Genomic DNA, 26738 nt, shown 5'->3' with positions numbered 1-26738 from the left:
CAGCGAGGTCGAATACGTCAGCGTGGGCGCCCCGGCACCCCACAGCCAGGCACGCCGACAACACGCCCGCCACCAGCTCCCAGCGCGGAGTTAACGAAGCGCGCCCGACCAGAGACTTGACGCGACCTACAGCCAGCTAGGGCCTAGCGGCGCCCGTTGCCCCCGCCGTTGCCGCCACCGTTGCCGCCACCGTTGCCGCCACCGTTGCCGTGGCCACCGCCGTGACCCGGCGGCGGGGCGGGTGGGATGCCGTTGGACTCGTAGATGGTGATCACCGAGCCCGACGGCGCCGAGGAGCCGCCGGAGGGCGAGGAGTAGGCGACGGTGCCCGCGGGCGAGGTCGAGTTGGCCTGGCCGCCCTCGATCGGCGTGAAGCCCGCGCTCGACAGGGTGCTCTTAGCCGCCTCCACCGACATGCCCGAGACGCTCGGGACGGTCGTCGGCACGCCGTTGACCGCCTGGGCCTCCGGCGCGTGGAAGTCCTCGTAGTCGAGCCGGCCCTGGATGGCGTGCATGGCCTCGGCCCACATCGGACCGGCGAAGCCCGAGCCGCTGACCGAGGAGATGTAGGTGCCGTGGATAGTCTGGCCGGCCAGCGGGATCGGCCGCTGGCCGTCCTTGCTGGCACCGGCGATCATCGCGGCGGTCGCGATCTGCGGCGTGTAGCCCATGAACCACACGGACTTGCCGTCCTGCGTGGTGCCGGTCTTGCCGGCGGAGGGGACCGTCAGCCCGGTGCCGCCGTAGTCGTAGCCGAACCCGCCCGGCTCCTGCACGCCGCGCAGCACGTCGTTGACGGCGTCCGCGGTCGACTGCGGCAGTGCCTGCTGGCACTGCGCGGGGTACTTGCGGATCTCGTTGCCGGTCGAGTCGTCGATCGTCGTCACCGGCCGGGCGTCGCAGTGCAGGCCGCGGGCCCCGAAGGTCGCGTACGCCTCGGCCATCTCCAGCGGGCTGGCGTTGGCGATGCCGAGGGTGAACGTCGGCACCCGCTCCGCGCCGTAGCCGTGGGAGTCGCCGGTCGGGTCGGTGAGGTCGACGCCGAGCGCGCGGGCGATCTTGTAGGGCTCACAGACCCCGGTCACCTTCTCGAGCATCGCGTAGAAGGTGTTCACCGACTCCCGGGTGCCCCGGTAGACGTCCATGGTGCCGTCGCTGGTCGAGCTCGAGACCGTCCACTCGCCGACGAAGTTGCCGGCGCCCGGGCAGTTCGCGAACTCGTCCTGCGGGATCGTCATCGTCCGCGGCGCGTTGAAGGTGGTGCTCAGCGGCACGCCCTTGTTGATCGCCGCGGCCAGCACGAACGGCTTGAAGGTCGACCCTGCCTGGAACCCGGCGGAGCCGCCGTACTGCGTGGGCACGCTGTAGTTCAGGTAGGTCTCGCCCTTGGGCTCCGAGCGGCCCATCGGGCGGGACTGGGCCAGGGAGAGCACGTTGCCGGTGCCGGGCTGGATCATCGCCATCGCGCCCACGGCCTGGTCGCCCTGGGCGACGTGGTCGCGGACCGCCTGGTCGGCGGCGTTCTCGTCGGGCAGGCTCAACGTGGTGTGGATGACCAGACCGCCGGACTTCAGCAGCTTCTTGCGGTCCTCGTAGGTGGCGCCGAGCCGCGGGTCGGTCAGCAGCCAGCTGATCGCGTAGTCGCAGAAGAACGGCGCCCGCGAGTTCAGGCAGCCGTTCTTGGCCGGGATGACGTGCAGGCCGAGACCCTGCTTCTTGGTCTCCTCGGCCTTGGCGTGGCTGATCACGTTGAGCTGGGCCATCCGGTCCAGGACGACGTTGCGACGCTCGAGGGCGGCGTCGGGGGAGTTCGTGGGGTCGTAGCCGGTGGGGTTCTTGACCAGCCCGGCCAGCAGGGCCGACTGCCGCAGGTTCAGGTTCTTGGCGTTCGTGCCGAAGTAGTGCCGGGCGGCGGACTGGACGCCGTACGTGCCGTCGCCGAAGTAGGCGATGTTGAGGTAGCGCTCCAGGATCCAGTCCTTGGAGTGCTGCTGCTCGACGGCGATCGCGTAGCGCAGCTCGCGCAGCTTGCGCGCGTAGGTGTCGTCGGTCGCGGCCTCGCGCTCGGCCTTGGTGTCGGCCTGGGTGAGCAGCGTCATCTTCACCATCTGCTGGGTGATCGACGACCCACCCTGCACGACGCCGTTGTTGGCCTCGTTGGTGATCAGGGCGCGCAGCGTGCCCTTCATGTCCAGCGCGCCGTGCTCGTAGAAGCGGTAGTCCTCGATCGCGACGATCGCCTGGACCATCGTCCGCGAGACCTGGTCCAGCGGGACGTTCACGCGGTTCTCGTCGTAGAGCGTCGCGATCAGGCTGCCGTCGGCGGCCAGCACCTTCGTCTTCTGCGGCAGCGGGTCGGTCTCGAGCTCGGCCGGCAGGCTGTCCATGGCGTCGGCGACCTGCCGGGCGCCGATGCCGGCGACTCCGGCGAAGGGGATCGCGAGCCCCGCCACGACGACGCCGAGGATCGCGGCCACCGCGAGCATCACGCCGAGATGGGACGCCACCCGGGCCGGTGGCAGGCGGTCGCTGCGCGGACGAGGCATGTCTCCCAGGGTACGGGAGCCCCCCTACCACGACCCACTCGGCGACGCCGGTGCCCCCGCCACTCCGGCCTCCGTCGACCCGGGTCCGGCCTGCCCCGGACGGACTAGTCATTTCGGACTACGATTATTGGACCGGATGTGTCTGCCCCACCGAAGAACATCTCCTTAACTTCTACGTGAGGGGAGTCATCCCGGGTGGGCGTCATGGGGACGCTGCCTATCTCGGACGGATGGATGTGGGGACATCTCATGTGGGTTGAGGATTGGGCGCCGGCGGCCGCATGCCGTGAGACGCACCCGGACCAGCTCTTCGTACGTGGTGCGGAGCAGAACAAGGCCAAGCAGCTGTGCTCGGGGTGCTCGGTGCGCACCGAGTGTCTCGCGGAGGCGCTCGACAACCAGATCGAGTGGGGTGTCTGGGGCGGCATGACCGAGCGTGAGCGACGTGCGCTCCTGCGTCGCCGCCCGACCGCGTCGTGGCGTGCGGTCCTCGAGGCCGCCCGCGAGAGCTCCGCCGCGAGCGCCGTCTCCGTCTAGGAGTCGGCTCAGCCCTCGGCGCCGCCGAGCAGCTGGCCCACCCGGCGCAGGCCCGCGAGGTCGTGCACGTCGCCGGGGAGCGCCGGCACGACGGCCGTCGGCACCTGCGGGTGGGCGGCGGCGAAGCGGGAGCGCAGCAGCGCCTCGCGCTCGACCACCCGGGTCTGGTCGGCGTGGAGCCGCAGCAGCCCGGCAGTGAGCGACGTCGGCTCGCGCTTGCGCAGCCGCGCGGAGGCAGCCATCGCCTCGTCCGCGGACAGCGTCCCGGCCGGGACCGGGCCCGCCCGGTTGACGATCAGCCCGGCCAGCGGCATGTCGTCCTCCCCGAGCCGCTCGACGAAGTACGCCGCCTCGCGCAGCGCGTCGGGCTCCGGCGCCGCCACCACCAGGAACGCGGTCTTGTCGGCCTGCAGCAGCTCGAAGGTCTTCTGGGCCCGCTGGCGGAACCCGCCGAAGAGCGTGTCGAAGGCGGACACGAAGGTCTGCATGTCGCTCAGAACCTGGGTGCCGAGGATCTTGTTGAGCGCGTTGGTCACCACGCCGAGCCCGGCGGTCATCAGCCGGGCCGGGCCGCGGGCGGGCGTCAGGAGCAGCCGGATGAACCGGCCGTCGAGGAAGCTCGAGAGCCGCTCGGGCGCGTCGAGGAAGTCCAGCGCGGAGCGTGACGGCGGGGTGTCGACGACGATCAGGTCGTAGGTGCCCTGCGCCTGCGCGTCGGCGTGGATCTGGCCCAGCTTCTCCATCGCCATGTACTCCTGGGTGCCGGCGAAGGAGCTCGACAGCGCGATGTAGAAGGGGTTCTCCAGGATCTGGCGGGCCTTCTCGGGGGTGGCCTGGCTCTCGACCACCTCGTCGAAGGTGCGCTTCATGTCCAGCATCATCGCGTCGAGGCTGCCGCCCCGGCGGTTGCCCTTGATGTTCGCGCGCAGCCCGGCGACCGGACGCGGAACGTTGTCGAGCCGCTCGATGCCCATCGACTGCGCCAGCCGCCGGGCGGGGTCGATGGTCAAGACGACGACCTTGCGGCCGCGCTCGGCGGCACGCAGGGCGAGCGCCGCGGAGGTCGTCGTCTTGCCGACCCCGCCCGAGCCGCAGCACACGATGATCCCGGTGGTGCGGTCGTCGAGCAGCGCGTCGACGTCCAGCGCGGGTGCCGGGCCCGGACTGGTGGCCAGGGGTCCGACCCGGGGGCGGGAGGTCGTGCTCACGCCAGCCCCTCCTTCTTCAGCGTCGCGGCGAGCTCGTAGAGGCCACCGAGGTCGACCCCACCGGGGAGACGGGGGAGCTCGTAGGTCGGGCGGCCGAGGCCGTCGACCACCGCGCGCTGTGCGTCCTCGAGCGCCCGGCGCTCGGCGTGGTCGCGCGCCTCGGCGACCAGGCCGCTGACCAGGTCCGCGCCGCCGTCGATGCCGGCCTCGCCCAGGTCCGCCGCGATCCGCTCGGTGTCGAGCCGCCCCTCGAGCGCCGCCCGGAGGTCCGCCGGGGCGATGTCGCGCGGCCGGACCTGGTTCACGACCACCGCGCCGACCGGCAGGCCCGCCCGACGCAGCTCTGCGATGCCGTCCGCGGTCTCCTGCACCGGCATCTCCTCCAGCACGGTGACCAGGTGGACCGCCGTGCGCGGGGACCGGAACAGGGTCATCACCGTGTCGGCCTGGCTCCGGATCGGACCGACCTTGGCGAGCCCCGCCAGCTCATCGTTGACGTTGAGGAACTGCGCGATCCGGCCGGTCGGCGGCGCGTCGAGCACGACGGCGTCGTACTGCGTCGCGCCCTTGTTGCGGCTGTTGCGCTGCACCGCCTCGAAGACCTTGCCGGTCAGCAGGACGTCGCGCACGCCCGGCGCGATCGTGGTGGCGAACTCGATGACCCCGAAGCGGTCGAGGGCGCGACCGGCGCGGCCGAGCTTGTAGTACATCGCCAGGTACTCCAGCAGCGCCGACTCCGGGTCGATGTGCAGCGCGTGCACGGCGCCCGGCCGGTCGCCGTTGTGGCGCAGGCCCGCCGCGATCCGTCGCTCGGCGTACGGCAGCGGGTCGACGTCGAACATCCGGGCGATGCCCTGCCGGCCCTCGACCTCGCACAGCAGCACCTGCTTGCCCTCCGACGCCAGGCCCAGCGCGAGGGCGGCCGCCACGGTGGACTTGCCCGTGCCGCCCTTGCCGGTGACGACGTGCAGGCGCAGGCGCGACCAGTCGGCGGGATCGGGCATGTGGACAGCGTATTGCTCGGGTGGGGAGCGATCAGCGGCGGCGCAGCGCCAGCGTCAGCTCGTGAGCGGCGCGGAGCAGGAGCGGGCCGAGCTCGCGCCGGCGGCCGGCGGTGAACCGCTGCTCGATCCCGGTGAGGCTCAGCGCCCACTGCGGCCGCTCGTCGCGGTCGAACACCGCGGCGCCCATGCCCCAGCTGCCCTCGACCAGCAGGCCCGGGTTCAGGGCGTAGCCGTGGGACCTGGTGTCCGCGATCCGCTGCCGCACCGCGGCGGCATCGTGGTTCCCGCCGTACGTCGCGACCAGGTCGGTGCGGGCCAGGTAGGCCTCGACCTCGGCGTCGGTGAGGTAGGCGAGGACGACCATCCCGGCCGACGCGACCCCGAGCGGGAAGCGGATGCCCTCGTGGAGCACGTGCGAGCGGATCGGGAAGCTCCCGTCCTCCCGGAGCAGGCACACCGTCTCGTCCCCCCGGCGCGCGGAGAAGAACGCGCTCTCCCCGGTCGCCAGCGAGAGCTGGCGCACGAACGGCTGGGCGACCTCGGTGACGTCGTAGCGGCTGCTGGCCGCGCTGCCGAGCAGGTAGAGCTCGGGCCCGAGGAGCCACCGACCGTCCGCGGCGCGGTCGACCAGGCCCTCGCCGAGCAACGAGGTCAGCATCCGGTGGGCGGTCGGCCGGGCCAGGCCCGCGCTCCGCGCGACCGCCGAGGTCGAGCCACCCGTCGGCTCGTGTGCCGACACGGCCCGCAGCACGGCGCCGATGCGCCCGACGACGTCTCCGGGGGTGTCCACTCAGTGGACGCTAGCCCATCGCGATGTCCGACTGGTGAGTGATCGCCGACCGGTGGGTGGTCGGTCGTTGACCGCGGCCGCCCGGCGGGGCTTTGATCGAGGGCATGGACAAGGTGGTGGGCTCGGCCGCGGAGGCGGTGGCGGACATCCCCTCCGGCGCGACGTTGTCGGTGGGTGGGTTCGGGTTGTGCGGGATCCCGTCGGTGCTGATCGCGGCGCTGCTGGAGGCGGGCACGACGGACCTGGAGGCGGTGTCGAACAACTGCGGTGTGGACGACTGGGGGCTGGGGCTGCTGCTGTCGCAGAAGCGGATCCGGCGGATGATCTCCTCCTACGTGGGGGAGAACAAGGAGTTCGCCCGGCAGTACCTGCACGGGGAGCTGGAGGTGGAGCTGACCCCGCAGGGCACGCTGGCGGAGCGGATGCGCGCGGGCGGCTCCGGGATCCCGGCGTTCTTCACTGCGACCGGCGTGGGCACCCAAGTGGCCGAGGGCGGCCTGCCGTGGCGGTACGACGATGCCGGCAACGTGGTCGTGTCCAGCCCGCCCAAGCAGACGCAGGTGTTCCCGACGCCCGAGGGGGACAAGGAGTTCGTGCTCGAGCACGCGATCGTGGCGGACTTCGGGCTGGTGCGGGCCTGGAAGGGCGACCGGCACGGCAACCTGGTGTACCGCGACTCCGCGCGCAACTTCAACCCGCTGGCCGCGATGTGTGGTCGCGTGACGATCGCGGAGGTCGAGGAGCTGGTCGAGCCCGGCGAGCTGGACCCCAACCAGGTCCACACGCCCGGGGTGTTCGTGCAGCGCGTCGTCCCGCTCACTCCGGAGCAGGCCGCGGACAAGCGGATCGAGAAGCGGACCGTGAGGAGTCGAGCCTGATGGCGTGGACGCGTGAGGAGATGGCCGCGCGGGCGGCCGCGGAGCTGCACGACGGGTCGTACGTGAACCTGGGGATCGGGCTGCCGACGCTGGTGCCGAACTACGTGGGTGACGACGTGGAGCTGGTGCTGCAGTCGGAGAACGGGATCCTCGGTGTGGGCGCCTACCCGGTCGACGGCGAGGAGGACCCCGACCTGATCAACGCGGGCAAGGAGACGGTCACGCTGCGCCGCGGTGCGTCGTTCTTCGACTCCGCCACGTCCTTCGGGATGATCCGGGGCGGCAAGATCGACGCCGCGATCCTGGGCGCGATGCAGGTCTCCAAGAGCGGGGACATCGCGAACTGGATGATCCCGGGCAAGATGGTCAAGGGCATGGGCGGCGCGATGGACCTGGTCCACGGCGCGAAGCAGGTGATCGTGCTGATGGAGCACGTCGCCAAGGACGGGTCCTACAAGATCGTCGAGGAGTGCTCGCTGCCCTACACCGGCCGCGGGGTCGTGCAGCGGATCATCACCGACCTCTGTGTCATCGACGTCACCCCCCCATCAGAGGGCGGCGGCCTGCGCCTCGTGGAGCTCGCGCCCGGCGTCACCGAGGACGAGGTCAGGCAGAAGACGGAGCCGCCGCTCCGCTGACCCCGGTCCGGGTCGCGGTGACCACGGCCAGTGCCCCGAGCGCCAGGGCGATCACGAACACCGCGAGGAAGGCATCGACGCCGGCCCGGGACGCGGCGGCGAACGCCACCCCGGAGACCGAGAGCGCGATCGCGCCGCCGAGGGAGTCGGCGACCGACAGCGCCGAGGAGTTGAACCCGCGGTCGGCGTCGGTCGAGGCGGCGAGCATCGCCACGCTGGTGCGCGGGTAGCCGAACCCCATGCCGGCGCCGGCGACGACGTACGACGCCATCGCGAGCGCCCACGGCAGGTCGACTCGGACGACCGCGGCGAGGGCGAGAGTGCCGGCGGCGACGAGGGCACTGCCCCACACCATCGCCGCCGTGTTCGACACCCGGTCGCCCAGGCGGGCCTGGACCTGGCTGGCGCCGGCCCAGCTGAGCCCGACGCCGGTCAGCGCGAGACCGGCGGTGCCGGGGGTCAGGCCCCAGTGGTCCTGCAGGACGTAGACGATGTAGGCCTCGACGCAGAAGAACGAGGCGCTGAAGAGCCCGCGGGTCGCCACAACCGCCGGCAGCCCCCGCCTGCCGACGAGGCTGCCGGCCGGGAGCAGGCGCTGCAGCGCCAGGACGACGAGCACGAACGCGGCCACCGCCGCCACTGCGGCGGCGCCGTGGTGGGAGCCCAGCAGCTCCAGGGCCAGGACGGCGACCGCTCCGACGACCGACCAGGCCAGGCGGCCCCACGGGGTCGGTCCGTCCCCGTCGAGCGGGGTGATCCCGCGCAGGGCCGGGACGATGAGCACGGTCGCGACGGCGACGAGCACGACGACCCCGAGGAAGACCCAGCGCCACCCGAGCAGATGGGCGACGTACGCCGCGAGGGCCGGCCCGAACAGGGTGGGCAGCACCCAGGCCGCGGCGAAGCTGGCGAAGAGAGCGGGCTGCAGCGCCGCGGGGAAGCCCAGGCCGACCACGACGTAGAGGCAGACGGTCATCGCCCCCGCGCCGAGACCCTGCAGCACCCGGCCCGCGACCAGCACCTCCATCGTCGGAGCGAGGCCGCAGACGACCAGGCCGACCGAGAAGAGCACGAGTGACACCACCAGCGGCGCCACCGGCCCGCGCCGGTCGCTGCGGGCGCCGGCCGCCACCATGCCGACGACGCCGCTGGCCAGCGGTGCCGCGAACGAGAGGGCGTAGAGACCGAGCCCGTCCAGGTCCCGTGCGACCGTGGGCATCACCGTCGTGACCGCCGTCGCCTCGAACGCGCTGAAGGCGACCAGCGCGAACATGCCGATGGTCGTGGCGGCGTACGCCGGCGCGAGCAGGCGCGGGGCGCGGCTCGCGGGCGCGGTCGAGGTCACGCCGAGGACGGTAGGACCTCGACCGCGGTTGAGGTCAAGCGGGTTGGGACACCATGGAGGCGTGATCGCTTCCTGGAAGGACCTGTGCATCGACGCCGTCGACACCGGCCTGCTCGGCCGGTTCTGGGCGGACACCTTGGGCCGGGAGGTGACCGAGCGCGGCGACGGCCTGCTGGAGCTGACCGGGCCGACCCCGCACCACCGGGTGTGGATCAACCCGGTGCCGGAGCCCGTGACGGTCAAGCAGCGCGTGCACCTCGACATGCACGCGGCGAGCACCGGCGAGGTGGTCGCTCGGGGGGCGACGCCGCTGGACCTCACGTCCTTCCGGTGGGACGTGCTGCGCGACCCCGAGGGCGGAGAGCTGTGCGTCTTCCCGCGGGAGCAGGTGCCCGACGAGCGGCTCTACGAGATCGTGGTCGACTCGGTCGACCCGGCCGCCCAGGCGCGGTGGTGGGCCGAGGCGATCGGCGGCCGGTGGGAGCACGACGAGGAGCACGGCTGGGCCTGGGTCGAGGAGATCCCCGGTGCGCCGTTCGAGTGCCTCGTCTTCGTGCCCGTCCCCGAGCCGAAGACCGTGAAGAACCGGATCCACTGGGACGTCGACACCGCCGACGTGGGCCTCCTGGTCGAGCACGGGGCGACCGTGCTGCGCGAGCCCGACGACGACATCTCCTGGACGGTGCTGGCCGACCCGGAGGGCAACGAGCTCTGCGCGTTCGTCCAGTGACCGTCGGCGGGCCGCGATGAGTCGGGTCCGTCCGCCGGGTCTGTCCGGGTGCAGGTCCCCAGCACAGGAGGAGCCATGGGCAAGGTCGTCGCATCCATCACCACATCGGTCGACGGCTACGTCACCGGCCCCGACGACGGGCCCGGCCAGGGCCTCGGGCGCGGCGGGGAGCGGCTGCACTACTGGGTGATGGGCGGCCCGTGGACGTACGACGGTGAGCACGACCTCGCGATGCACGGGCCGGACCAGGAGTTCTTCGACGAGCTGACCGCCGGGCTCGGTGCCGGCGTGGTCGGTCGTGGGATGTACGACGCCGCCGGCGCGTGGGGCGGCACGAACCCGTTCGGCGGCCCGCTCTTCGTGCTCACCCACCGGGTCGAGGACCAGCCGGCCGCCGAGAGCGGCTTCACCTTCGTGCCGTCGCTGGACGAGGCGCTCGACCGGGCGGTGGCGGCCGCCGGTGACGGTGACGTCTCGGTCGGGGGTGGCGCGAGCACGATCCGGCAGGCGCTGGCGGCCGGGCGGGTCGACGAGCTGGTCATCTCGACCGCCCCCGTCGTCCTCGGCGGCGGCAAGCGGCTCTTCGAGGGCTTCGAGCACGACCTCGACCTCGAGGTGCTGACGACCGTCGGCTCGCCGTACGCGACCCACGTGCGCTACGCCGTCGTCCGGTAGCGCCGCGTCACCGCCTGGGTAGAGTCCGCGGCATGACCAAGTGGGAGTACCTCACCGCGCCGATCCTCACGCACGCGGCCAAGCAGATCCTGGACAACTTCGGGTCCGACGGCTGGGAGCTGGTGCAGATCGCGCCGGGTCCGAACCCGGAGAACCTGGTCGGCTACTTCAAGCGGCCGCTCGCATGAGCGTCGTCGAGGAGCGCCTCGCGGCGCTGGGTCTGGCGGTGCCGGAGGTGGCCGCGCCGGTCGCGAAGTACGTCCCGGCCGTGGTGTCGGGCGACCTGGTCTTCACCTCCGGGCAGCTGCCGATGCGGTCGGGCGAGCTGATCGCGACCGGCAAGGTCGGTGGCGAGGTCGGCGTCGAGGACGCGGTCGCCTGTGCCCAGCAGTGCGCGCTCAACGCGATCGCGGCGGTCAAGTCGATGGTCGGCGACCTCGACCGGGTCGCCCAGGTCGTGAAGGTCGTGGCCTTCGTCGCGTCCACGCCCGACTTCACCGGGCAGCCGGGGGTCGCCAACGGTGCCTCCGAGCTGCTGGGCGAGGTCTTCGGCGACGCCGGCGTGCACGCCCGCTCGGCGGTGGGGGTGCCGGTGCTGCCGCTCGACGCCCCGGTCGAGGTGGAGATCGTCGTCCGGGTCGCCCCGTGAGGCGGCTGCGGTGAGGATCCCGCTGCCGCCGGTCCCGCTGCCGGACCGGCTGGTCGAGGTCGCGCGCGAGTTCGAGGACGGCCGGCAGGTGCCGGCCGACCCCCGCAACGCCGCGACCGTCATCCTGATGCGGCCCTCCGACCAGGGCCCCGAGGTCTACTACCTGCGCCGGCACGTCTCGATGGACTTCGCCGGCGGCATGTGCGTCTACCCCGGCGGCGGCGTGGACCCGCGCGACTTCGACGCCGCCGTGGCCTGGGCCGGCCCGCCGCCCGAGGCCTGGGCCGCGCGGCTGGGGTGTGACGAGGAGACCGCGCGGGCGCTCGTGTGCGCCGCCGTACGCGAGACGTTCGAGGAGTCCGGCGTGCTGCTGGCCGGTGCGTCGGTCGACTCGGTCGTCGCCGACACGACCGGCGCGGACTGGGAGGCCGACCGGGTGGCGCTGGAGTCGCGCGACCTGTCGATGACCGACTTCCTCACCCGGCGCGGTCTCGTGCTGCGCACGGACCTGCTCGGGGTGTGGGACGCGTGGCTGACGCCCGTCTTCGAGCCGAAGCGCTACCGCACCTGGTTCTTCGTGGCGCTGCTCCCCGAGGGCCAGGTGACCCGGGACGTCTCGTCGGAGTCCTCGGAGGTCGCCTGGATCCCGGCCCGGGTGGCGGCGGAGCAGGCCGACGCCGGTGCGCTGGCGCTGATGCCGCCGACGTACCTCACCTCGATGGAGATCGGGACGCACGCCTCGCCCGACGAGGTGCTCGAGGTCGCGGCCTCGCGGTCGGTGGAGATGTTCTGCCCGGCCGTGGAGCCGCTGGGGTCGGGCTGGACGCTCTCGATGCCCGACCGGCTGCGGCCGATGGTCGCGGAGCGGCGGCGCGGGTGACGCCCTGGTCCGGCGGCATTTTCGGGTCGCGCGGGCGCTGCCTGCTCGCGCCGAACCCCGGGATCATGACGCTGGACGGCACCAACACCTGGGTGCTGCAGGAGCCGGGCGCCTCCGGGCTGGTCGTCGTGGACCCGGGGCCGGTCGAGGACGGCCACCTGGAGCGGCTGACCGCCGAGCTGGGTGACGTGCGGCTGGTGCTGGTCACCCATCATCACTTCGACCACGCGGAGGTGGCGGCCGAGCTCGGCCGGCGCAAGGGCTGCCCGGTGCGTGCGCTCGACCCGGCGCTCTGCGTGGAGGCCGCTCCGCTCGCCGACGGCGAGACGCTGTCGGTCGACGGGCTGGAGCTGCGGGTGCTGACCACGCCGGGCCACACCGCCGACTCGGTGTCGCTGGTGCTCCCCGGGGACGGGGCGATGCTCACCGGCGACATGGTGCTCGGTCGCGGCACGACGGTCGTGGCGCACCCGGACGGCCAGCTGGCGCCCTACTTCGACTCGATCGGCCGGATGCGGTCGCTGGCGGCGACCGGCGAGGTCCGCACCCTGTGGCCCGCGCACGGGCCGGTGCTCGAGGACGCCCTCGGTGTCCTGGACTTCTACCTCGCCCACCGGCGCGAGCGGCTGGCGCAGGTCGAGCGGGCCCTCGCCGAGCTGTCGGTCGCGGTCTCGCCCGAGCTCGCCGAGGACCCGACCCTGCCCCGCCGGGTGGTCGAGGTCGTCTACGCCGACGTCGACGAGTCGCTCTGGGGCGCCGCCGAGCTCTCCGTCCGCGCCCAGCTCGCCTACCTCGCCTCCCGTTGAGTTGAGGGTTGCGACCGGTCGAGTTGAGGGTTGCGACCCGCTGACGGCCCGCCTGTCGTCCACCGACGGCGCCCAGTAGTCCCCTCGTCCACAGGCCATCGTCGAGGTGGTGGTGCGCTCGGGGCTCCGGCCGCAAGGTCGGCGGATGAACGAGCCCTTCACGCGTCGTGACCTTCCGACCCTCGGTCTCACGGCCAACGACCTGCGCGCCGCTGTCCGACGTGGCGAGGTTCGCGTGGTGCTCCGTGGCGTCTACGTCTGCGCCGGTGTCGCCGACACGCTGGAACTGCGCGCTCGAGCCGTCGCGAAGGTCGTGCGTCCCCACCACGTGATCGTCGACCGGACGGCTGCGTGGCTGCACGATGTCGACGTCCATGTGTACGCCGAGCACGACGGGGTCGTTCCCGTCGAGACGTGCGCCCTGCGCGGCCGAGCCATCACGACCCGCGCCGGCGTCGACGGCCGCACTCGTGACCTGGCTCCGGTCGACGTGATGAAACTGCACGGCGTCCGGCTGACCACACCGCTGCGAACGGCGCTCGACCTGGGGTGCTCGCTCAGGCGACGTGAGGCCTTTGCTGCCATGGCCATGATCGCCGGCCGTCACGGGCTTACGCAGCGGGACATGGAGCGAGAGCTCGGTCGATTCCGCAGACGCCGCGGCGTGATCCAGCTGCGCGAGCTGGTAGGTCTGCTCGATCCGCGCCTGGAGTCACAGCGAGAGGCTTGGGTGCTGCTGGCGATCGCCGACGCCGGGCTCGCCCTCCCCGAGCCACAGTTCTGGATCGTGGTGGATGGTGTCCCGACGTACCGGCTCGACTTCGCCTACCCCAGGTCGCGGGTGTGCGTCGAGTACGACGGCTTCGAGGCGCACGAGAAGTCGATCCAGCAGCGCGACGCCGACCGTCGTCGACGTCAGTGGCTCCGGGAGCACGGATGGACCGTGATCGTGGTGCGCAGGGGCGACTTCACCGGAGACGCACTCGACCAGTGGCTCGGAGCGCTCCGTGCCGCCCTCGTCCCGACATACTCGAACCGGCGCTGGTGACCACAACCCTCAACTCGAGTGGTCACAACCCCCAACTCAACGGGTCACAACCCCCAACTCAACGGGTCACGACCCCCAACTCAACGGGCGCGGCGGGCCAGGCGCTCGACGTCCATGATCACGACCGAGCGGGGCTCCAGGCGCAGCCAGCCGCGGGAGGCGAAGTCGGCCAGGGCCTTGTTGACGGTCTCGCGGGAGGCCCCGACCAGCTGGGCGAGCTCCTCCTGGGTGAGGTCGTGGTGCACGTGCACCCCGTCGTCGGCGGTGCGGCCGAACCGGTCGGCCAGGTCGAGCAGCGCCTTGGCGACGCGGCCGGGGACGTCGGAGAAGACCAGGTCGGCCACCACGTCGTTGGCCTTGCGCAGCCGGCCGGCCAGCTGAGCGAGCAGGCCGCGGGCGACGACCGGTCGGCCCTCGAGCCAGCGCAGCAGGTCCTCGTGGGAGAGCGAGGCGAACGTGGCGTCGGTGACCGCGGTGACGGTGGCCGAGCGCGGGCCGGGGTCGAAGAGCGACAGCTCGCCGAACATCTGGCCGGGGCCGAGGATCGCCAGCAGGTTCTCGCGGCCGTCGGACGACGTGCGCCCGAGCTTCACCTTGCCGTCGAGCACGATGTAGAGCTTGTCGCCGGAGTCGCCCTCGTGGAACAGCACGTCACCGCGGCGCAGCTTGGCCTCCGCCATCGACGCGCGCAGGGCGGTGGCGGCCTCGTCGTCGAGCGCGCTGAAGAGCGGCGCCTGGCGAAGTACGTCGTTGTCCACGAATCCTCCTCGTGACGGGCCCGCACGCACGGGCTCCGCGCAGATCCTATCCAGTGGGGAAGTTCACATCGACACCCGCCGCTCGGCGAGATCGTGGTCGTCGCGCCGTGGTCGCGAATCGGGGAGTGTCCGTCCGCCGCCGTACGCTGGGGCGCGTGCCCGCCCCCGCCGCCGCCGAGACCCGCACCGCGCTGGTGCGGCGCGCGCGCAAGATCGACCGGGTCCTGGGCGAGACCTACCCCGACGCCACGACCGAGCTCGACTTCGACGACCCCTTCCAGCTGCTCGTCGTGACGGTGCTGTCCGCCCAGACGACCGACCGCCGGGTCAACGCCGTCCGCCCGACGCTGTTCGCCGCCTATCCCGACGCCCGGGCCATGGCGGCGGCCGACCGGGCCACGCTCGAGGGGATCGTCGGCCCGCTGGGGTTCTTCCGCGCCAAGACCGAGTCGCTGCTCAAGCTCAGCGCCGCGCTCGTCGAGCGGCACGGGGGTCAGGTGCCGCCGCGGCTCGAGGACCTGGTGCAGCTCCCGGGCGTGGGCCGCAAGACCGCCAACGTCGTGCTCGGCAACGCATTCGGCATCCCGGGCATCACCGTCGACACCCACTTCGGCCGGCTGGCCCGCCGCTTCCGCTGGACCGCGGAGACCGATCCGGTCAAGGTCGAGCACGCCGTCGGTGCGCTGTTCGCGAAGAAGGACTGGACGATGCTCAGCCACCACCTGATCTGGCACGGGCGGCGGGTCTGCCACGCCCAGAAGCCGGCGTGCGGCGCCTGCCCCGTGGCGCGCTGGTGCCCGTCGTACGGCGAGGGCCCGACCGACCCGGTCGCGGCCGCCAAGCTGGTGAAGACCGAGGGTCGCGCTTGACCACCCGGTGGCCGGGGCGGCTGCTCGTCGTCCTGGCGGCGCTGACCCTGACCGGGTGCTCGGGCTCCGACCTGCCTGCCCAGCCCGGCGCGGCCCGGGTCGACGTCGGCACCGAGGAGCTGCAGCAGGCCAAGGCCCGCACCCGGGTCGCGGACTGCGAGCCCGGCCCGGCGACGGACGGACCGCTGCCCGCCGTCACCCTGCCCTGCCTCGGCGGCGGTCCCGACGTCGACCTGTCCACGCTGCGAGGGCCGCTCGTCGTCAACCTCTGGGGCTCCTACTGCGGCCCGTGCCGGGAGGAGATGCCGGCGCTCCAGCAGTTCTACGAGCGGTACGGCGACCGCGTCGGCGTGCTGGGGGTCGACTACCAGGACACCCAGCCGATGGCCGCGCTCGAGCTCGCGCGGAGGTCCGGGATCACCTACCCGCTCGTGGCCGACCCCGGTGGGGACGTCAACGGAGCCAGCCCGATCTCGGTGGTGCGCGGCGTGCCGTGGTTCGTCTTCGTCGACGCCGACGGCAACGTCAGCAACGCCCCGGGCGGCGTCGACTCCGCCGCAGACCTGGCCCGCCTGGCCAACGAGCACCTCGGGACCGACCTGTGATCCCCGCGTGGCTCGAGCCGGTGCGAGCAGGAGCCGCCGACATCTCGGTGCACGACCTGACCCGGTTCACCCCGCCGCCCGGCAGCGACACCCGGCAGGGTGCCGTGCTGATGCTCTTCGGCGAGGGCGCCCGCGGCGGCGAGGTGCTGCTGACCGAGCGTGCCCACGACATGCGATCCCACCCCGGCCAGGTCTCGTTCCCCGGTGGCTCGGTCGACCCCGGCGAGACGGTCGTCGAGGCCGCCCTGCGCGAGGCCGAGGAGGAGGTCGGCCTCGACCCGGCGTCGGTCGAGGTCTTCGGCCGCCTGCCCGAGCTGTGGCTGCCGCCGAGCAACTTCGCGGTGACGCCGGTGCTGGGCTGGTGGCGCGAGCCGAGCGAGGTCAGCATCGTGAGCCCCGCCGAGGTGCACGCGATCCACCACGTCCCGATCGAGGAGCTGCTCGACCCCGCCCACCGGATCATGGTGCGGCACCCGCTCGTCGACTACGTCAGCCCGGGGTTCCTGATCGGCCCCGACAAGAACGTCATCCTCTGGGGCTTCACCGGTGGCATCATCGCCCGGCTCTTCGACTTCCTGGGCTGGACGCGCCCGTGGGACCGGTCCCGCGTGAAGGACCTGCCGTCGTACATGCTGCAGGCTGACCCACGACGATCGCGCCTGCTGGACATCGAGGACCACGCCGCACCCGAGGACGCCGAGGAGGGCGAGGAGTGAACCTGCTCGACTGGCTCCTGGTCTTCCTGGTGCTGGCCTACGCGCTGTCGGGCTACTGGCAGGGCTTCATCGCCGGGGCCTTCGCCACCACCGGCCTGCTCCTCGGCGGCCTGTTCGGCGTGTGGCTCGCTCCGGTCGCCCTGGGTGACGCGACACCGTCGCTGATGGTGTCGCTCGGCGCTCTGTTCATCGTGATCCTGGCGGCCTCGCTGGGGCAGGCGGTGTTCCAGTTCGCCGGCACCCGGCTCCGGGACCGCATCACCTGGCAGCCCGCCCGGGCGCTGGACGCGGTGGGCGGCGCGATGCTCAGCGCGGTCGCCGTGCTCCTGGTCGCCTGGGCCCTCGGCGTCGCGATCTCGGGCTCGCAGATCGGTGGCATCACCCCGCTGGTGCGCAGCTCGGCGGTGCTCGGTGAGGTCGACGACGTGCTGCCGCCGTCGGCCGGCAACGCCCTGCAGGCGTTCAACGACGTGGTCGGCACCAGCTTCTTCCCGCGCTACCTCGAGCCGTTCGCGCCCGAGCGGATCGTCGACGTCGGCCCGGGTCCCAAGCGCCTGCTCGAGGACCCCGACGTCCAGCAGGCCGAGGCGAGCGTGGTCAAGGTGCGCGGCGCCAACGAGTGCGGGCGCGGCGTCGAAGGATCCGGGTTCGTGTACGCCGACAACCGGCTGATGACCAACGCCCACGTGGTCGCCGGCATCGACGACCCCGAGGTCGTCGTCGGCGATGCCTCCCTGGACGCGGAGGTCGTCTACTACAACCCCGACATCGACGTCGCGGTGCTCGCGTTCGACAGCGGTGGGCTGCCCGCGCTGGACTTCACGCGGGCCGCCAAGCCGCAGCAGGGCGTGGCGGTGCTCGGTTACCCCCAGGACGGTCCCTACCGCGTCGAGCCGGCCCGGATCCGCTCGCAGCAGCGGTTGCGATCGCCGAACATCTACGGCGACGGGGCCGTCATCCGCGACGTCTACTCCCTGCGCGGCCAGGTCCTCCCCGGCAACTCCGGCGGACCGATCGTCACCGGGTCGGGTGCCGTGGCTGGCATGGTGTTCGCGGCCTCGGTCACCGACCAGGACACCGGCTACGCCCTCACGGCCGCCCAGGTCGCCGACGCCGCAGAGACCGGCCTGAGCAGCTCGGTGCAGGTGTCGACCGGTGGGTGTGCGGGATAGCTGCTGGGGTCCGTCTCACCGGGTCTCGCCCCGCCGGTCGCGGCGTCGTCCCTCAGCCGCGCGGCTTGGTTCCTGAGGAGCCGAGGAACGAGGCGTCTCGAAGGGCGCTCGACCGCCGGCCGTTGAGCGGTCCCGCTGGCGCGGTCCCGCTCAGGCCCGGCCCTTGAGCGCGTCCGGGATCTTCTGGCCCTGCTCGATGGCCCGCTCGGGCGCCTTGACCTGCTTGACCTTGCGCACGCCGAGCCAGCCGAGCAGCGCGGTGAGCAGCACGTAGACGAAGAACACGATGAGGAAGGCCCACTGCAGGGCCAGCCCGTCGCCGTTCCAGTTGATGAAGTAGGCGAAGGCCACCGACAGCATGATGATCGCCAGCACGAGGACGAACGCCGCGGCGGCGAACAGCCCGATCCCGGCGCCGCCGGCCCGCACGCTGACCTTGAGCTCGGACTTCGCGAGCTGGATCTCCTTCTGGACCAGCGAGGAGATGTCTCGGGAGGCGTCGTGGACCAGCCGCCCGATGGTGGGGTCCGAGTCGTTCACCTGCTGCGCCATGCTCATCCCTCGCGTCGATCTCCGGCTGTCGGGTCCGACCTTACCGACCGCGGCCGGTGGGCCACCTCACAAGTACCTCAACCAGAGGTAGGGGATGCACACCGCCACGGTGGTGACCGTGACGACGATCCCGTAGCGGGTGAACTCCCAGAAGCCGATCGGGTGACCCTCGCGCTCGGCCAGGCCCAGCGCGACGACGTTCGCCGAGGCACCGATCGCGGTCGCGTTGCCGCCGAGGTCGGCACCGAGGGCGAGTGCCCACCACAGCACGTGGCCGGCCTCGCCGTGACCGGCGGCGAGCTCGGCGACGACCGGGCTCATGGTGGCGACGTAGGGGATGTTGTCCACGATCGCCGACAGCACCGCGGAGCCGCCGAGCAGGACCATCGTCGCGGTCGTGAGGTCACCCCCGGTGACGTCCGCGGTGGCCTCGGCCAGCTTCCCGATCACCCCGGTCTCGACCAGCCCGCCGACCATGATGAACAGGCCGGCGAAGAAGGCGAGCGTGGGCCACTCGACCTCGCGCATCGTCGCCATCGGGTCGACGTCGGTCACCAGCAGCAGCAGCCCGGCCCCCAGGAGGGCCACGACCGCCGGGTCATAGTGGACGAGCGGGTGGAGGACGAACGCCGCCATCACCAGGCCCAGGACCACGACGGACGTCACCAGCAGGCGAGGATCGGTGATCGCCTCGCGCTCGTCGAGGCGCATCACCGACGCGGCCCGCTCCTCGTCGTAGACGAAGTAGTCGCGGAACATCCGCCGGCACAGGAGCAGGAAGACGACCATGAGCACCACGACGATCGGGGCCAGGTTGACGAGGAAGTCGTTGAAGGTCAGATCTCCCTTGGAGGCGATGATGATGTTCGGCGGATCACCGACCAGCGTGGCCGTGCCGCCGATGTTGGACGCGAAGACCTCGGCCATCAGGAAGGGCGCGGGCCGCAGCCCCAGACGCTGGCAGACGAGGAAGGTCACCGGGGCGATGAGGAGCACGGTGGTGACGTTGTCGAGCAGCGCCGATGCGACCGCCGTCAGGACGCACAGCATCACCATCAACGGATAGGGACGTCCCCGGGTGCGCTTGGCGGCCCAGATCGCGACGTACTCGAAGACGCCGGTGCGGCGCAGTACCGAGACGATGACCATCATGCCCAGCAGCAGGAAGATGACGTCCCAGGCGATCCCCGTCCGCTCGGAGAAGAAGGCGCGCTCGGAGTCGGAGACGTGCAGCAGGAGCATCAGGCCGGCACCCACCAGCGCGACCTTCGTGCGGTGCACCTTCTCGGTCGCCAGGACGACGTAGGCGACGACGAAGATGACGACGGCTGCTGCTGCCACGGGCGGCTCCTGGGGTCGGGTCGACGACGCCGACCAGGCTTCCCGGCACACCCGGGGCCGACCCTATCCCGTCGCGGCCGTCGGTGGGCGCGCCGGGCGGGGCACTGGGATAGCGTCGTCGCCATGCTGGCCCGCGACCTGGTCGAGCCCTACCCGACGGTCCGTCTCGACGACGACGCCGTCGCCGCCGCACGGCTCCTGACCGAGCAGAACCGCCCCGGCCTGATCGTGGTGGACGACCGCTCGCACCCGGTGGCCGTGCTGCCCGCGGCCCAGGTGCTGCGCCTGGTGATCCCGGGCTACCTGCGCGACGACCCCAACCTGGCCGGCGTGGTCGACCAGGACTTCATCGACCACATGTGCGACGCACTCGAGGGCACCACCGTTCGCGCCCTGCTGCCCTCGGAGCGGTCCCGACTCCCGGTCGCGGCCCCGGACGACTCGGTGCTCGAGGTCGCGGCGGTGATGGCCGCCGAGCGGGTCCCGCTGGTGGTCGTGGTCGACGGTGGCGGCGGCTCGGCACCGCTCGTCGGCGTGGTCACGGTCGGACCGGTGCTGGCGGCGCTGCTGCCGAGGCGGCTCACGGATCGGTGAGCGCGTCGCGTTCGAAGACGTCGGGCACGCCGTCGTGGTCGTCGTCGCGCTCCTCGACCTCGCACAGCCGGCGGTAGACCCGGTTGCGGGCCCGGAGCACGACGGTCGCGAGCAGCGCGGCCACCACGGACCCGAGCAGCACCGCCACCTTCACGTGGTCGTCGTCGGCCGAGCCGCTGCCGAAGGCGAGCTCGCCGATGAGCAGCGACACGGTGAAGCCGATCCCGGCCAGCATCGCCATGCCGATCACGTCGATCCAGCTCAGCTCGTCGTCGAGCTCGGCCCGGGTGAACCGGGCCAGCAACCAGGTCGACCCGGCGACGCCGACCGTCTTCCCCACGACCAGGCCGGCGACGATCCCGAGCGAGATGGGGTCGGAGACCGACGAGACGAGCCCGTCCCACCCACCGATCGTCACACCGGCGGCGAAGAAGGCGAAGATCGGTACGGCGATGCCGGCCGACACCGGCCGGACCAGGTGCTCGAGGTGCTCGGCGAGCCCGGGGCCGTCGCCGCCGTCGCGGCGGAGGACGGGGACCGTGAAGCCGAGCACGACGCCGGCGTGCACGCCGGACGCGTGCACGCAGGTCCAGGCGGCGAAGGCCAGCGGGAGCAGGAGCCACCAGTGCCAGATCCGCCGCTGGACCAGGACCGCGAACAACGCGATCGGGACGACGGCCGCGACGAGCCAGACCGGGTGCAGGTCGGCGGTGTAGAAGAACGCGATCACGAGGATGGCGAGGAGGTCGTCGACGACGGCCAGGGTGAGCAGGAACGTCCGGAGTCCGGACGGGAGGTGGGTGCTGATCACCGCGAGCACGGCCACGGCGAACGCGATGTCGGTCGCGGTGGGGATCGCCCAGCCCGACAGGTCGCCGCTCGGGCCCAGGTTGCACAGCACGTAGATGATCGCGGGAGCGACCATGCCGCCCACCGCAGCGACGACCGGCAGCGCGGCCCGGCGCGGGTCGCGCAGGTCGCCGGCGACGAACTCCCGCTTCAGCTCCAGACCTGCCACGAAGAAGAAGATCGCCAGCAGACCGTCCGCGGCCCACGCCTCGAGCGTCAGGTGGAGGTGGAGGGCCTCCGGTCCCACGGCGACCTGCCCGAGGTCGTAGTAGGACGCCGACCACCGGGTGTTCGCCCACACGAGGGCGACCGCCGCGGCGAGGATGAGCAGGAGACCACCGGTGGTCTCGGCGCGGAGGATCTCGGCGGCCCTGGAGCTCTCCAGGAACGAGCCGCGCTGGAAGAGGCGCTGGCGCTGCCGTGGTGCGGGGCTGGTCATCGGGCTCCTCGGAGGTCGTCAAGATCTGCCGACCAGGCTTCCCGGCGCACCGCCGTCAGCCTACAAGGGGCGTCGCGGCAGGGAGTACTGGGCGTTGCGCTGCTCGCCGCCCCGCACGTAGGTCACGCCGAGGCGGGTGAAGAGGGGCCCGTGGCTGGTGTGGACGACGCGGTGGAAGCGGAAGGTGGCCGGGAAGGAGTGGAAGGTGCCGTCCGCGCAGCTCGGCTCGCAGTCGTTCAGGTGCAGGCGACCCTGGCCGAGTGCGGCGGTGGCGCGCCACGAGCCGTAGCTCTTCACGACCGCGTAGACGCCCGCGTCAGCACAGGTGACCACGACGTGGTGAGGCTTGATCGATCGGTGGGCGCAGTCGGCGATGACTCGAGTCCGCGCCGCGGCCGATGCCGCGGACCGCTCGCTGGCCGGGGAGGTGGCCGAGCTCCCCGGGGCCGACACGAGGAGGGCGCCGAGCAAGGCGACGGCCACCAGGACGGGGGCGCGCAGGATGGTCATGGGACCATCACACACCCGCCGGGCCCCGGCCGCAGACGCTCCTCGCAAAGAAGTGCCGACGGAGCGCCGCGGCCCGGGGTGATCTCGGTCGGTCAGCCCTCCGCGGTGCCCGAGCCCAGGCCCTTCGAGATGAGGTCCATGACGGAGGAGTCGGCGAGGGTGGTGACGTCGCCGACCTCGCGGTGCTCGGCGACGTCCTTGAGGAGGCGGCGCATGATCTTGCCGGAGCGGGTCTTGGGGAGCTCGGGGACGATCATGATCTGGCGGGGGGTGGCGATCGGGCCGATCTCCTTGCGGACGTGCTGGCGCAGCTCGGCGACGATGTCGTCGCCCCCATCACCTCCCCCAGAATCCAGTGCAGACTCGCGGAGGATGACGAACGCGCAGACGGCCTGGCCGGTGTCCTCGTCCTTGGCGCCGACGACGGCGGCCTCGGCGACCTTGGGGTGGGAGACCAGGGCGGACTCGATCTCGGTGGTCGAGAGGCGGTGGCCCGAGACGTTCATGACGTCGTCGACCCGGCCCAGCACCCAGATGTCGCCGTCCTCGTCCTTCTTCGCGCCGTCGCCGGCGAAGTAGTAGCGCTGCTCCTTGAACCGGGACCAGTAGGTGTCCTTGAACCGCTGGTCGTCGCCCCAGATGGTGCGCAGCATCGAGGGCCACGGCTGGGTGAGGACGAGGTAGCCGCCCGACCCGTTGGGGACCGGCTCGCCGGCGTCGTTGACGACCTCGGCGCCCACGCCGGGGATCGGGGTCATCGCCGACCCGGGCTTGCCGTGGGTCACCCCGGGGAGCGGGCTGATCATGATCGACCCGGTCTCGGTCTGCCACCAGGTGTCGACCACGGGGGTGCGGCCGCCACCGATGACCTCGCGGTACCACACGTAGGCCTCGGGGTTGATCGGCTCACCGACCGACCCGAGGATCCGCAGCGACGACATGTCATAGCGGTCGGGGATCTCGCGGCCCTGCTTCATGAACGACCGGATCGCGGTCGGGGCGGTGTAGAAGATCGTGACGCCGTAGTCCTCGATGATCTTCCACCAGCGGCCCCGCTCGGGGGAGTCGGGCGTGCCCTCGTACATCACCTGGGTCGCGCCGTTCGCGAGCGGCCCGTAGACCATGTAGGAGTGGCCGGTGACCCAGCCGATGTCGGCCGAGCACCAGTAGACGTCGGTGTCGGGCTTGAGGTCGAAGACCGCCCAGTGCGTGTACGACGCCCCGGTCAGGTAGCCGCCGGTCGTGTGCAGGATCCCCTTGGGCTTCCCCGTCGTCCCGGAGGTGTACATGACGTACAGCGGGTGCTCGGAGTCGAACGCCTCGGGCGTGTGCTCGGCCGACGCCGAGTCCACGACGTCGTGCCACCACACGTCGACCTCGTCGTCCCAGGCCACGTCCTGGCCTGTGCGGCGCACGACCAGCACCTTCTCGACCGTGTGGCCCAGCTCCGCGGCCTTGGCCCGGCCCTCGTCGACCGCCGGCTTCAACGCCGACGCCGACCCGCGCCGGTAGCCGCCGTCGGAGGTGATCACGACCTTGGCCTGGCAGTCCTCCAGCCGCGAGGCCAGCGCGTCGGCGGAGAACCCGCCGAACACCACCGTGTGCGGCGCCCCGATCCGCGCGCACGCCAGCATCGCGACCACCGCCTCGGGGATCATCGGCAGGTAGATCGCCACCCGGTCACCGGTGCCCACGCCGAGCTCGGTCAGCGCGTTCGCGGCCCGCGACACCTCGTCCTTGAGCTGGGCGTAGGTGATGTCGCGCTTGTCCTCGACCGGTTCGCCGACCCAGTGCAGCGCGACCTTGTCACCCCGCCCGGCCTCCACGTGCCGGTCCACGCAGTTGTACGACGCGTTCAGCCGCCCACCCACGAACCACTTCGCGAACGGCGGGTCCGACCAGTCCAGCACCTGGTCCCACGACTGCGCCCAGTCCAGGCGCCCGGCCTGCTCGGCCCAGAACGCCTCCGGGTCCGCCGCCGCGCGCTCGTACGCCTCGGCCTTGAGGTTGGCATGCTCCGCGACGGCAGCCGGCGGCTCGAACCGCCGCTCCTCGTGCAACAGGTTCGACAGGGTCTCTTCGGTCACGGTCGATCACTCCTGGATCCAGGTCGAAGTGGCACGGGCCACACTAGGGTCGCCCCGCCCATGGTGGCGACGGGGGGTTGCAGGGAGGTTGCGTCCGGTCACCGGGGGCCGACCGGGAAGACCGTCCTCTGTTGGGTGAAGGCGGTGACGCCGGCCAGCGAGGCGTACCAGGCCGCGAGGGCGGTCGCGACGCCGACCCAGCCGCCGACCTTGTGGATGCCGTCCGAGGTCGCGAACTCGCCGAGGGCCAGCAGCAGGAAGGTGAGCGTCAGCAGCACGAAGACGACCAGGACGGCACCGCTGACCCGCGTGGCCGCGACCGTCATGTAGGCGGTGAAGATGCCCCAGGCCAGCAGGTAGGGCCGATCGTGTTCGCCGCGTCGCCCGCGCTGAACGTCGAGAGGTCGGTGTGGCCGGTCAGCCACCAGAACGACACCCAGAACGCGCCGTACGACGAGAACGCGGTCGCCCCGAAGGTGTTGCCCTTCGCGAACTCCCACATCCCGGCCGCGAACTGCGCGATGCCGCCGTAGGCCAGCGCGAGGCCGAAGACCACCGGCTCGACCTTGAACAGGCCTGTGTTGACGAAGCTCAGGACGAAGGTCGTCAGCGCGAACGCCGCCAGCCCGAGCGGTGCCGGGTCGGCGAGGTGCGCGCCGGGGACGTGACGGTCGAGCGGGCGTTCTGCCTGGGTGCTGGACATCGAGGCTCCTCACCTGGAGAGGGGAGGACTGCCGTGCCGGCGACCGCTCCGAGGTCGGGTCGTCGCCACGGACGGTCCCTGCGGTGACCCGCGCGGTACCCCGCCCCTGCCGTGGACAAACGTCTCGCCCCGTGCGGTGCGGCCGCCGGCCGCCTGGTCGACGTCCCATCGTCAGTGCTGGACCGCCTGCTCGGCGCCCGCACCGGTCAGGGCTCGGACCTCGAGCTCGGTGTACTCCTCCTCGGCGGTGACCTCCCGCTTGCTGATGGTCCCGAGGAACCCGAAGAGGAAGCCGAGCGGGATCGAGACCAGGCCCGGGTTCTCCAGGGGGAACCAGGAGATGTCGATGCTGGTGGGCAGCAGCGACAGGTTCGCCCCGGTGACCGGGTCGAGCCCCTTGCCCGACATGACCGGGGAGAACAGCACGAGCAGCAGCGACGACGCCAGGCCGCCGTAGATGCTCCAGACAGCGCCGCGGGTGTTGAAGCGCCGCCAGAACATGTTGTAGACGATCGCCGGCAGGTTGGCCGACGCCGCGACGGCGAACGCGAGCGCGACCAGGAAGGCGATGTTGAGGTTCTGCGCCGGGATCGCCAGCAGGATCGCGATCAGGCCGATGGTGAACGCCGCGATCCGGGTCACCCGGATCTCCTGCTTCTCGGTCGCCTCGCCGTTCTTGATCACGTTGCTGTAGATGTCGTGGGCCACCGACGCCGACGACGTCAGGGTGAGACCGGCGACCACCGCGAGGATCGTCGCGAAAGCGACCGCAGCGATGACGGCCAGCATGACGGCACCGCCCGTGGAGTCGGCGCCACCGCCGACCTCCTGGGCGAGCAGCGGGGAGGCGAGGTTGCCCTTGCTGGCCGCCATGTCGGCCGCCTCATCGCCCTTGAGCATGGCGGCGGCTCCGAAGCCCAGCACGAGGGTGAACAGGTAGAAGGTGCCGATCAGGCCGATGGCCCAGAGGACCGACTTCCGCGCGTCGCGCGAGGTCGGGACCGTGTAGAAGCGGATCAGGATGTGCGGCAGGGCGGCGGTGCCGAGGACCAGCGCGATCGCGAGCGAGACGAAGTCGAGCTTGCTGGTGGTGGTCAGGCCGTACTTCAGGCCCGGCTGCAGGAACGCGTCACCCTTGCCCGAGTTCGACGCCGCCGTCCCGAGCAGGTCGGAGAGGTTGAAGTGGAAGTGGGCGAGCACCAGGACCACGATCACCGCCGATCCCGCCATCAGCAGCACCGCCTTGATGATCTGCACCCAGGTGGTGCCCTTCATCCCGCCGACGGTCACGTAGAAGATCATCAGCAGGCCGACCCCGAGGATGGTGAGGTTCTTGATGGCGTGGCTGTCGACCCCGAGCAGGAGCGCGACGAGCGTGCCGGCCCCGACCATCTGGGCGAGCAGGTAGAAGATCGACACGACGACCGTCGACGTCGCGGCGGCCATCCGCACCGGCTTCTGCCGCATCCGGAAGGCGAGCTGGTCGGCCATCGTGTAGCGGCCCGAGTTGCGCAGCATCTCCGCGACGAGCAGGAGCGCCACGAGCCAGGCGACGAGGAATCCGATCGAGTAGAGGAACCCGTCGTACCCGGAGAGCGCGATCGCCCCGGAGATGCCGAGGAAGGAGGCGGCCGACATGTAGTCGCCCCCGATGGCCAGGCCGTTCTGCAGCGGCGAGAAGGAGCGCCCGCCGGCGTAGAAGTCGGCGGCACCGGAGTTCTGGCGGCTGGCCCAGAAGGTGATGGCGACCGTCAGGCCGACGACCGAGAGGAAGAGGATCGTCGTGAGGAGCTGGTGGGAGTCGTTCAT

Annotated in this window: 29 protein-coding genes; 15 read left to right on the top strand and 14 right to left on the bottom strand. The window is 71.9% G+C overall.

Annotation, left to right across the window (positions count from 1 at the left end; all coding sequences use genetic code 11):
- Positions 1-143 precede the first annotated feature (143 nt).
- Complete coding sequence (locus ACILRH_RS22975; RefSeq protein WP_395696406.1) at positions 144-2546, bottom strand: penicillin-binding protein; 2403 nt, start codon at positions 2544-2546, stop codon at positions 144-146.
- 249 nt (positions 2547-2795) lie between these two features.
- Here ACILRH_RS22975 and ACILRH_RS22970 point away from each other — a divergent pair, with 249 nt between their 5' ends.
- On the top strand, positions 2796-3083 hold the full coding sequence (locus ACILRH_RS22970) for a WhiB family transcriptional regulator (protein ID WP_395696405.1): 288 nt from the start codon (positions 2796-2798) through the stop codon (positions 3081-3083).
- Between the two features lie 8 nt (positions 3084-3091).
- Here ACILRH_RS22970 and ACILRH_RS22965 read toward each other — a convergent pair whose 3' ends face one another.
- From ACILRH_RS22965 to ACILRH_RS22955, 3 genes are read right to left on the bottom strand one after another with little or no spacing between them, the layout of a single operon-like run.
- A complete protein-coding gene (locus ACILRH_RS22965) occupies positions 3092-4291 on the bottom strand; it encodes an ArsA family ATPase (protein ID WP_395696404.1) in 1200 nt (399 codons plus the stop codon).
- Positions 4288-5295 (bottom strand): ArsA-related P-loop ATPase, encoded by a 1008-nt coding sequence (locus ACILRH_RS22960; protein WP_395696403.1) that lies wholly within the window; start codon positions 5293-5295, stop codon positions 4288-4290. The genes ACILRH_RS22965 and ACILRH_RS22960 overlap by 4 nt, the downstream gene beginning before the upstream one ends.
- A 31-nt stretch (positions 5296-5326) precedes the next feature.
- Positions 5327-6085 carry an IclR family transcriptional regulator gene (locus tag ACILRH_RS22955; RefSeq protein WP_395696402.1) on the bottom strand — a complete coding sequence of 253 codons (759 nt, stop codon included), beginning with the start codon at positions 6083-6085 and terminating at the stop codon, positions 5327-5329.
- Positions 6086-6189: 104 nt separating this feature from the next.
- Between ACILRH_RS22955 and ACILRH_RS22950 the strand changes: the two genes are divergently transcribed.
- Positions 6190-6963 carry a CoA transferase subunit A gene (locus tag ACILRH_RS22950; protein ID WP_395696401.1) on the top strand — a complete coding sequence of 258 codons (774 nt, stop codon included), beginning with the start codon at positions 6190-6192 and terminating at the stop codon, positions 6961-6963.
- A complete protein-coding gene (locus ACILRH_RS22945) occupies positions 6963-7601 on the top strand; it encodes a 3-oxoacid CoA-transferase subunit B (RefSeq protein WP_395696400.1) in 639 nt (212 codons plus the stop codon). Before ACILRH_RS22950 ends, ACILRH_RS22945 begins: the two co-directional genes overlap by 1 nt.
- Here ACILRH_RS22945 and ACILRH_RS22940 read toward each other — a convergent pair.
- Positions 7570-8946 (bottom strand): MFS transporter, encoded by a 1377-nt coding sequence (locus ACILRH_RS22940; RefSeq protein ID WP_395696399.1) that lies wholly within the window; start codon positions 8944-8946, stop codon positions 7570-7572. The two genes, ACILRH_RS22945 and ACILRH_RS22940, sit on opposite strands and share 32 nt — an antisense overlap.
- Positions 8947-9007: 61 nt before the next feature.
- Here ACILRH_RS22940 and ACILRH_RS22935 point away from each other — a divergent pair, with 61 nt between their 5' ends.
- The 7 genes from ACILRH_RS22935 to ACILRH_RS22905 all read left to right on the top strand — a co-directional run bounded on the left by ACILRH_RS22935 (position 9008) and on the right by ACILRH_RS22905 (position 13734).
- Entirely contained in the window at positions 9008-9676 is a 669-nt protein-coding gene (locus ACILRH_RS22935; protein ID WP_395696398.1) for a VOC family protein, read from the top strand.
- 75 nt (positions 9677-9751) lie between these two features.
- Positions 9752-10351, top strand: coding sequence for a dihydrofolate reductase family protein (locus ACILRH_RS22930; protein ID WP_395696397.1), 600 nt, complete (start codon positions 9752-9754; stop codon positions 10349-10351).
- Positions 10352-10383: 32 nt separating this feature from the next.
- On the top strand, positions 10384-10539 hold the full coding sequence (locus ACILRH_RS22925; protein ID WP_395696396.1) for a DUF4177 domain-containing protein: 156 nt from the start codon (positions 10384-10386) through the stop codon (positions 10537-10539).
- Positions 10536-11000: a RidA family protein gene (locus tag ACILRH_RS22920; RefSeq protein ID WP_395696395.1), complete on the top strand. Its 465-nt coding sequence runs from the start codon at positions 10536-10538 to the stop codon at positions 10998-11000. Before ACILRH_RS22925 ends, ACILRH_RS22920 begins: the two co-directional genes overlap by 4 nt.
- Positions 11001-11010: 10 nt before the next feature.
- Positions 11011-11880 (top strand): NUDIX hydrolase, encoded by an 870-nt coding sequence (locus tag ACILRH_RS22915; protein ID WP_395696394.1) that lies wholly within the window; start codon positions 11011-11013, stop codon positions 11878-11880.
- On the top strand, positions 11877-12686 hold the full coding sequence (locus ACILRH_RS22910) for an MBL fold metallo-hydrolase (protein ID WP_395696393.1): 810 nt from the start codon (positions 11877-11879) through the stop codon (positions 12684-12686). Before ACILRH_RS22915 ends, ACILRH_RS22910 begins: the two co-directional genes overlap by 4 nt.
- 145 nt (positions 12687-12831) lie before the next feature.
- A complete protein-coding gene (locus ACILRH_RS22905) occupies positions 12832-13734 on the top strand; it encodes a DUF559 domain-containing protein (RefSeq protein WP_395696392.1) in 903 nt (300 codons plus the stop codon).
- Positions 13735-13814: 80 nt separating this feature from the next.
- Here the strand turns inward: ACILRH_RS22905 and ACILRH_RS22900 are convergent, their stop codons facing one another.
- Positions 13815-14492: a Crp/Fnr family transcriptional regulator gene (locus tag ACILRH_RS22900; protein ID WP_395696391.1), complete on the bottom strand. Its 678-nt coding sequence runs from the start codon at positions 14490-14492 to the stop codon at positions 13815-13817.
- Positions 14493-14647: 155 nt separating this feature from the next.
- Here ACILRH_RS22900 and nth point away from each other — a divergent pair, with 155 nt between their 5' ends.
- Genes nth through ACILRH_RS22880 form a run of 4 tightly spaced genes read left to right on the top strand, consistent with a single transcriptional unit; the run spans position 14648 to position 17854 of the window.
- Positions 14648-15361: an endonuclease III gene (gene nth, locus ACILRH_RS22895; protein WP_395696390.1), complete on the top strand. Its 714-nt coding sequence runs from the start codon at positions 14648-14650 to the stop codon at positions 15359-15361.
- On the top strand, positions 15358-15966 hold the full coding sequence (locus ACILRH_RS22890) for a TlpA family protein disulfide reductase (protein ID WP_395696389.1): 609 nt from the start codon (positions 15358-15360) through the stop codon (positions 15964-15966). Before nth ends, ACILRH_RS22890 begins: the two co-directional genes overlap by 4 nt.
- 20 nt (positions 15967-15986) lie before the next feature.
- Entirely contained in the window at positions 15987-16682 is a 696-nt protein-coding gene (locus ACILRH_RS22885) for an NUDIX hydrolase (RefSeq protein WP_395696388.1), read from the top strand.
- Positions 16679-17854: a MarP family serine protease gene (locus ACILRH_RS22880; RefSeq protein ID WP_395696387.1), complete on the top strand. Its 1176-nt coding sequence runs from the start codon at positions 16679-16681 to the stop codon at positions 17852-17854. Before ACILRH_RS22885 ends, ACILRH_RS22880 begins: the two co-directional genes overlap by 4 nt.
- A 150-nt stretch (positions 17855-18004) precedes the next feature.
- Here ACILRH_RS22880 and ACILRH_RS22875 read toward each other — a convergent pair whose 3' ends face one another.
- Complete coding sequence (locus ACILRH_RS22875; protein WP_395696386.1) at positions 18005-18406, bottom strand: phage holin family protein; 402 nt, start codon at positions 18404-18406, stop codon at positions 18005-18007.
- Between the two features lie 66 nt (positions 18407-18472).
- The gene (locus tag ACILRH_RS22870) at positions 18473-19747 is read right to left on the bottom strand and encodes an ArsB/NhaD family transporter (RefSeq protein ID WP_395696385.1); all 1275 of its coding nucleotides are present in this window, start codon (positions 19745-19747) and stop codon (positions 18473-18475) included.
- A gap of 123 nt (positions 19748-19870) precedes the next feature.
- Between ACILRH_RS22870 and ACILRH_RS22865 the strand changes: the two genes are divergently transcribed.
- Positions 19871-20341, top strand: a complete 471-nt coding sequence (locus tag ACILRH_RS22865; RefSeq protein ID WP_395696384.1) for a CBS domain-containing protein — start codon at positions 19871-19873, stop codon at positions 20339-20341.
- Here the strand turns inward: ACILRH_RS22865 and nhaA are convergent.
- From nhaA to ACILRH_RS22835, 6 genes are all read right to left on the bottom strand, one after another.
- Positions 20328-21629 carry a Na+/H+ antiporter NhaA gene (gene nhaA, locus ACILRH_RS22860; RefSeq protein WP_395696383.1) on the bottom strand — a complete coding sequence of 434 codons (1302 nt, stop codon included), beginning with the start codon at positions 21627-21629 and terminating at the stop codon, positions 20328-20330. The two genes, ACILRH_RS22865 and nhaA, sit on opposite strands and share 14 nt — an antisense overlap.
- 60 nt (positions 21630-21689) lie before the next feature.
- Complete coding sequence (locus ACILRH_RS22855; protein ID WP_395696382.1) at positions 21690-22139, bottom strand: hypothetical protein; 450 nt, start codon at positions 22137-22139, stop codon at positions 21690-21692.
- A 92-nt stretch (positions 22140-22231) separates the two neighbouring features.
- Positions 22232-24226 (bottom strand): acetate--CoA ligase, encoded by a 1995-nt coding sequence (gene acs, locus ACILRH_RS22850; RefSeq protein ID WP_395696381.1) that lies wholly within the window; start codon positions 24224-24226, stop codon positions 22232-22234.
- 98 nt (positions 24227-24324) lie between these two features.
- Positions 24325-24552 carry a GPR1/FUN34/YaaH family transporter gene (locus tag ACILRH_RS22845; protein WP_395696380.1) on the bottom strand — a complete coding sequence of 76 codons (228 nt, stop codon included), beginning with the start codon at positions 24550-24552 and terminating at the stop codon, positions 24325-24327.
- Positions 24549-24929 (bottom strand): acetate uptake transporter, encoded by a 381-nt coding sequence (locus ACILRH_RS22840; protein WP_395696379.1) that lies wholly within the window; start codon positions 24927-24929, stop codon positions 24549-24551. Before ACILRH_RS22840 ends, ACILRH_RS22845 begins: the two co-directional genes overlap by 4 nt.
- 171 nt (positions 24930-25100) lie before the next feature.
- The gene (locus tag ACILRH_RS22835) at positions 25101-26738 is read right to left on the bottom strand and encodes a cation acetate symporter (RefSeq protein ID WP_395696378.1); all 1638 of its coding nucleotides are present in this window, start codon (positions 26736-26738) and stop codon (positions 25101-25103) included.

It is taken from the genome of Nocardioides sp., from assembly GCF_044226765.1.
Taxonomy (GTDB): Bacteria; Actinomycetota; Actinomycetes; order Propionibacteriales; family Nocardioidaceae; genus Nocardioides.
The sequence above is the reverse complement of the archived record's forward strand: the minus strand, read 5'-3'. Positions and strand labels throughout refer to the sequence as shown.

Excerpts from the sequence above, each read along its gene's own strand:
- ACILRH_RS22925 (WP_395696396.1), top strand. The coding sequence starts at position 10,384 with ATGACCAAGTGGGAGTACCTCACCGCGCCGATCCTCACGCACGCGGCC.
- ACILRH_RS22840 (WP_395696379.1), bottom strand. The coding sequence starts at position 24,929 with ATGTCCAGCACCCAGGCAGAACGCCCGCTCGACCGTCACGTCCCCGGC.
- ACILRH_RS22865 (WP_395696384.1), top strand. The coding sequence starts at position 19,871 with ATGCTGGCCCGCGACCTGGTCGAGCCCTACCCGACGGTCCGTCTCGAC.
- ACILRH_RS22920 (WP_395696395.1), top strand. The coding sequence starts at position 10,536 with ATGAGCGTCGTCGAGGAGCGCCTCGCGGCGCTGGGTCTGGCGGTGCCG.
- ACILRH_RS22975 (WP_395696406.1), bottom strand. The coding sequence starts at position 2,546 with ATGCCTCGTCCGCGCAGCGACCGCCTGCCACCGGCCCGGGTGGCGTCC.
- ACILRH_RS22970 (WP_395696405.1), top strand. The coding sequence starts at position 2,796 with ATGTGGGTTGAGGATTGGGCGCCGGCGGCCGCATGCCGTGAGACGCAC.
- ACILRH_RS22930 (WP_395696397.1), top strand. The coding sequence starts at position 9,752 with ATGGGCAAGGTCGTCGCATCCATCACCACATCGGTCGACGGCTACGTC.
- ACILRH_RS22960 (WP_395696403.1), bottom strand. The coding sequence starts at position 5,295 with ATGCCCGATCCCGCCGACTGGTCGCGCCTGCGCCTGCACGTCGTCACC.
- ACILRH_RS22835 (WP_395696378.1), bottom strand. The coding sequence starts at position 26,738 with ATGAACGACTCCCACCAGCTCCTCACGACGATCCTCTTCCTCTCGGTC.
- ACILRH_RS22905 (WP_395696392.1), top strand. The coding sequence starts at position 12,832 with ATGAACGAGCCCTTCACGCGTCGTGACCTTCCGACCCTCGGTCTCACG.
- ACILRH_RS22845 (WP_395696380.1), bottom strand. The coding sequence starts at position 24,552 with ATGACGGTCGCGGCCACGCGGGTCAGCGGTGCCGTCCTGGTCGTCTTC.
- ACILRH_RS22950 (WP_395696401.1), top strand. The coding sequence starts at position 6,190 with ATGGACAAGGTGGTGGGCTCGGCCGCGGAGGCGGTGGCGGACATCCCC.
- ACILRH_RS22945 (WP_395696400.1), top strand. The coding sequence starts at position 6,963 with ATGGCGTGGACGCGTGAGGAGATGGCCGCGCGGGCGGCCGCGGAGCTG.
- ACILRH_RS22855 (WP_395696382.1), bottom strand. The coding sequence starts at position 22,139 with ATGACCATCCTGCGCGCCCCCGTCCTGGTGGCCGTCGCCTTGCTCGGC.
- nhaA (WP_395696383.1), bottom strand. The coding sequence starts at position 21,629 with ATGACCAGCCCCGCACCACGGCAGCGCCAGCGCCTCTTCCAGCGCGGC.
- ACILRH_RS22875 (WP_395696386.1), bottom strand. The coding sequence starts at position 18,406 with ATGGCGCAGCAGGTGAACGACTCGGACCCCACCATCGGGCGGCTGGTC.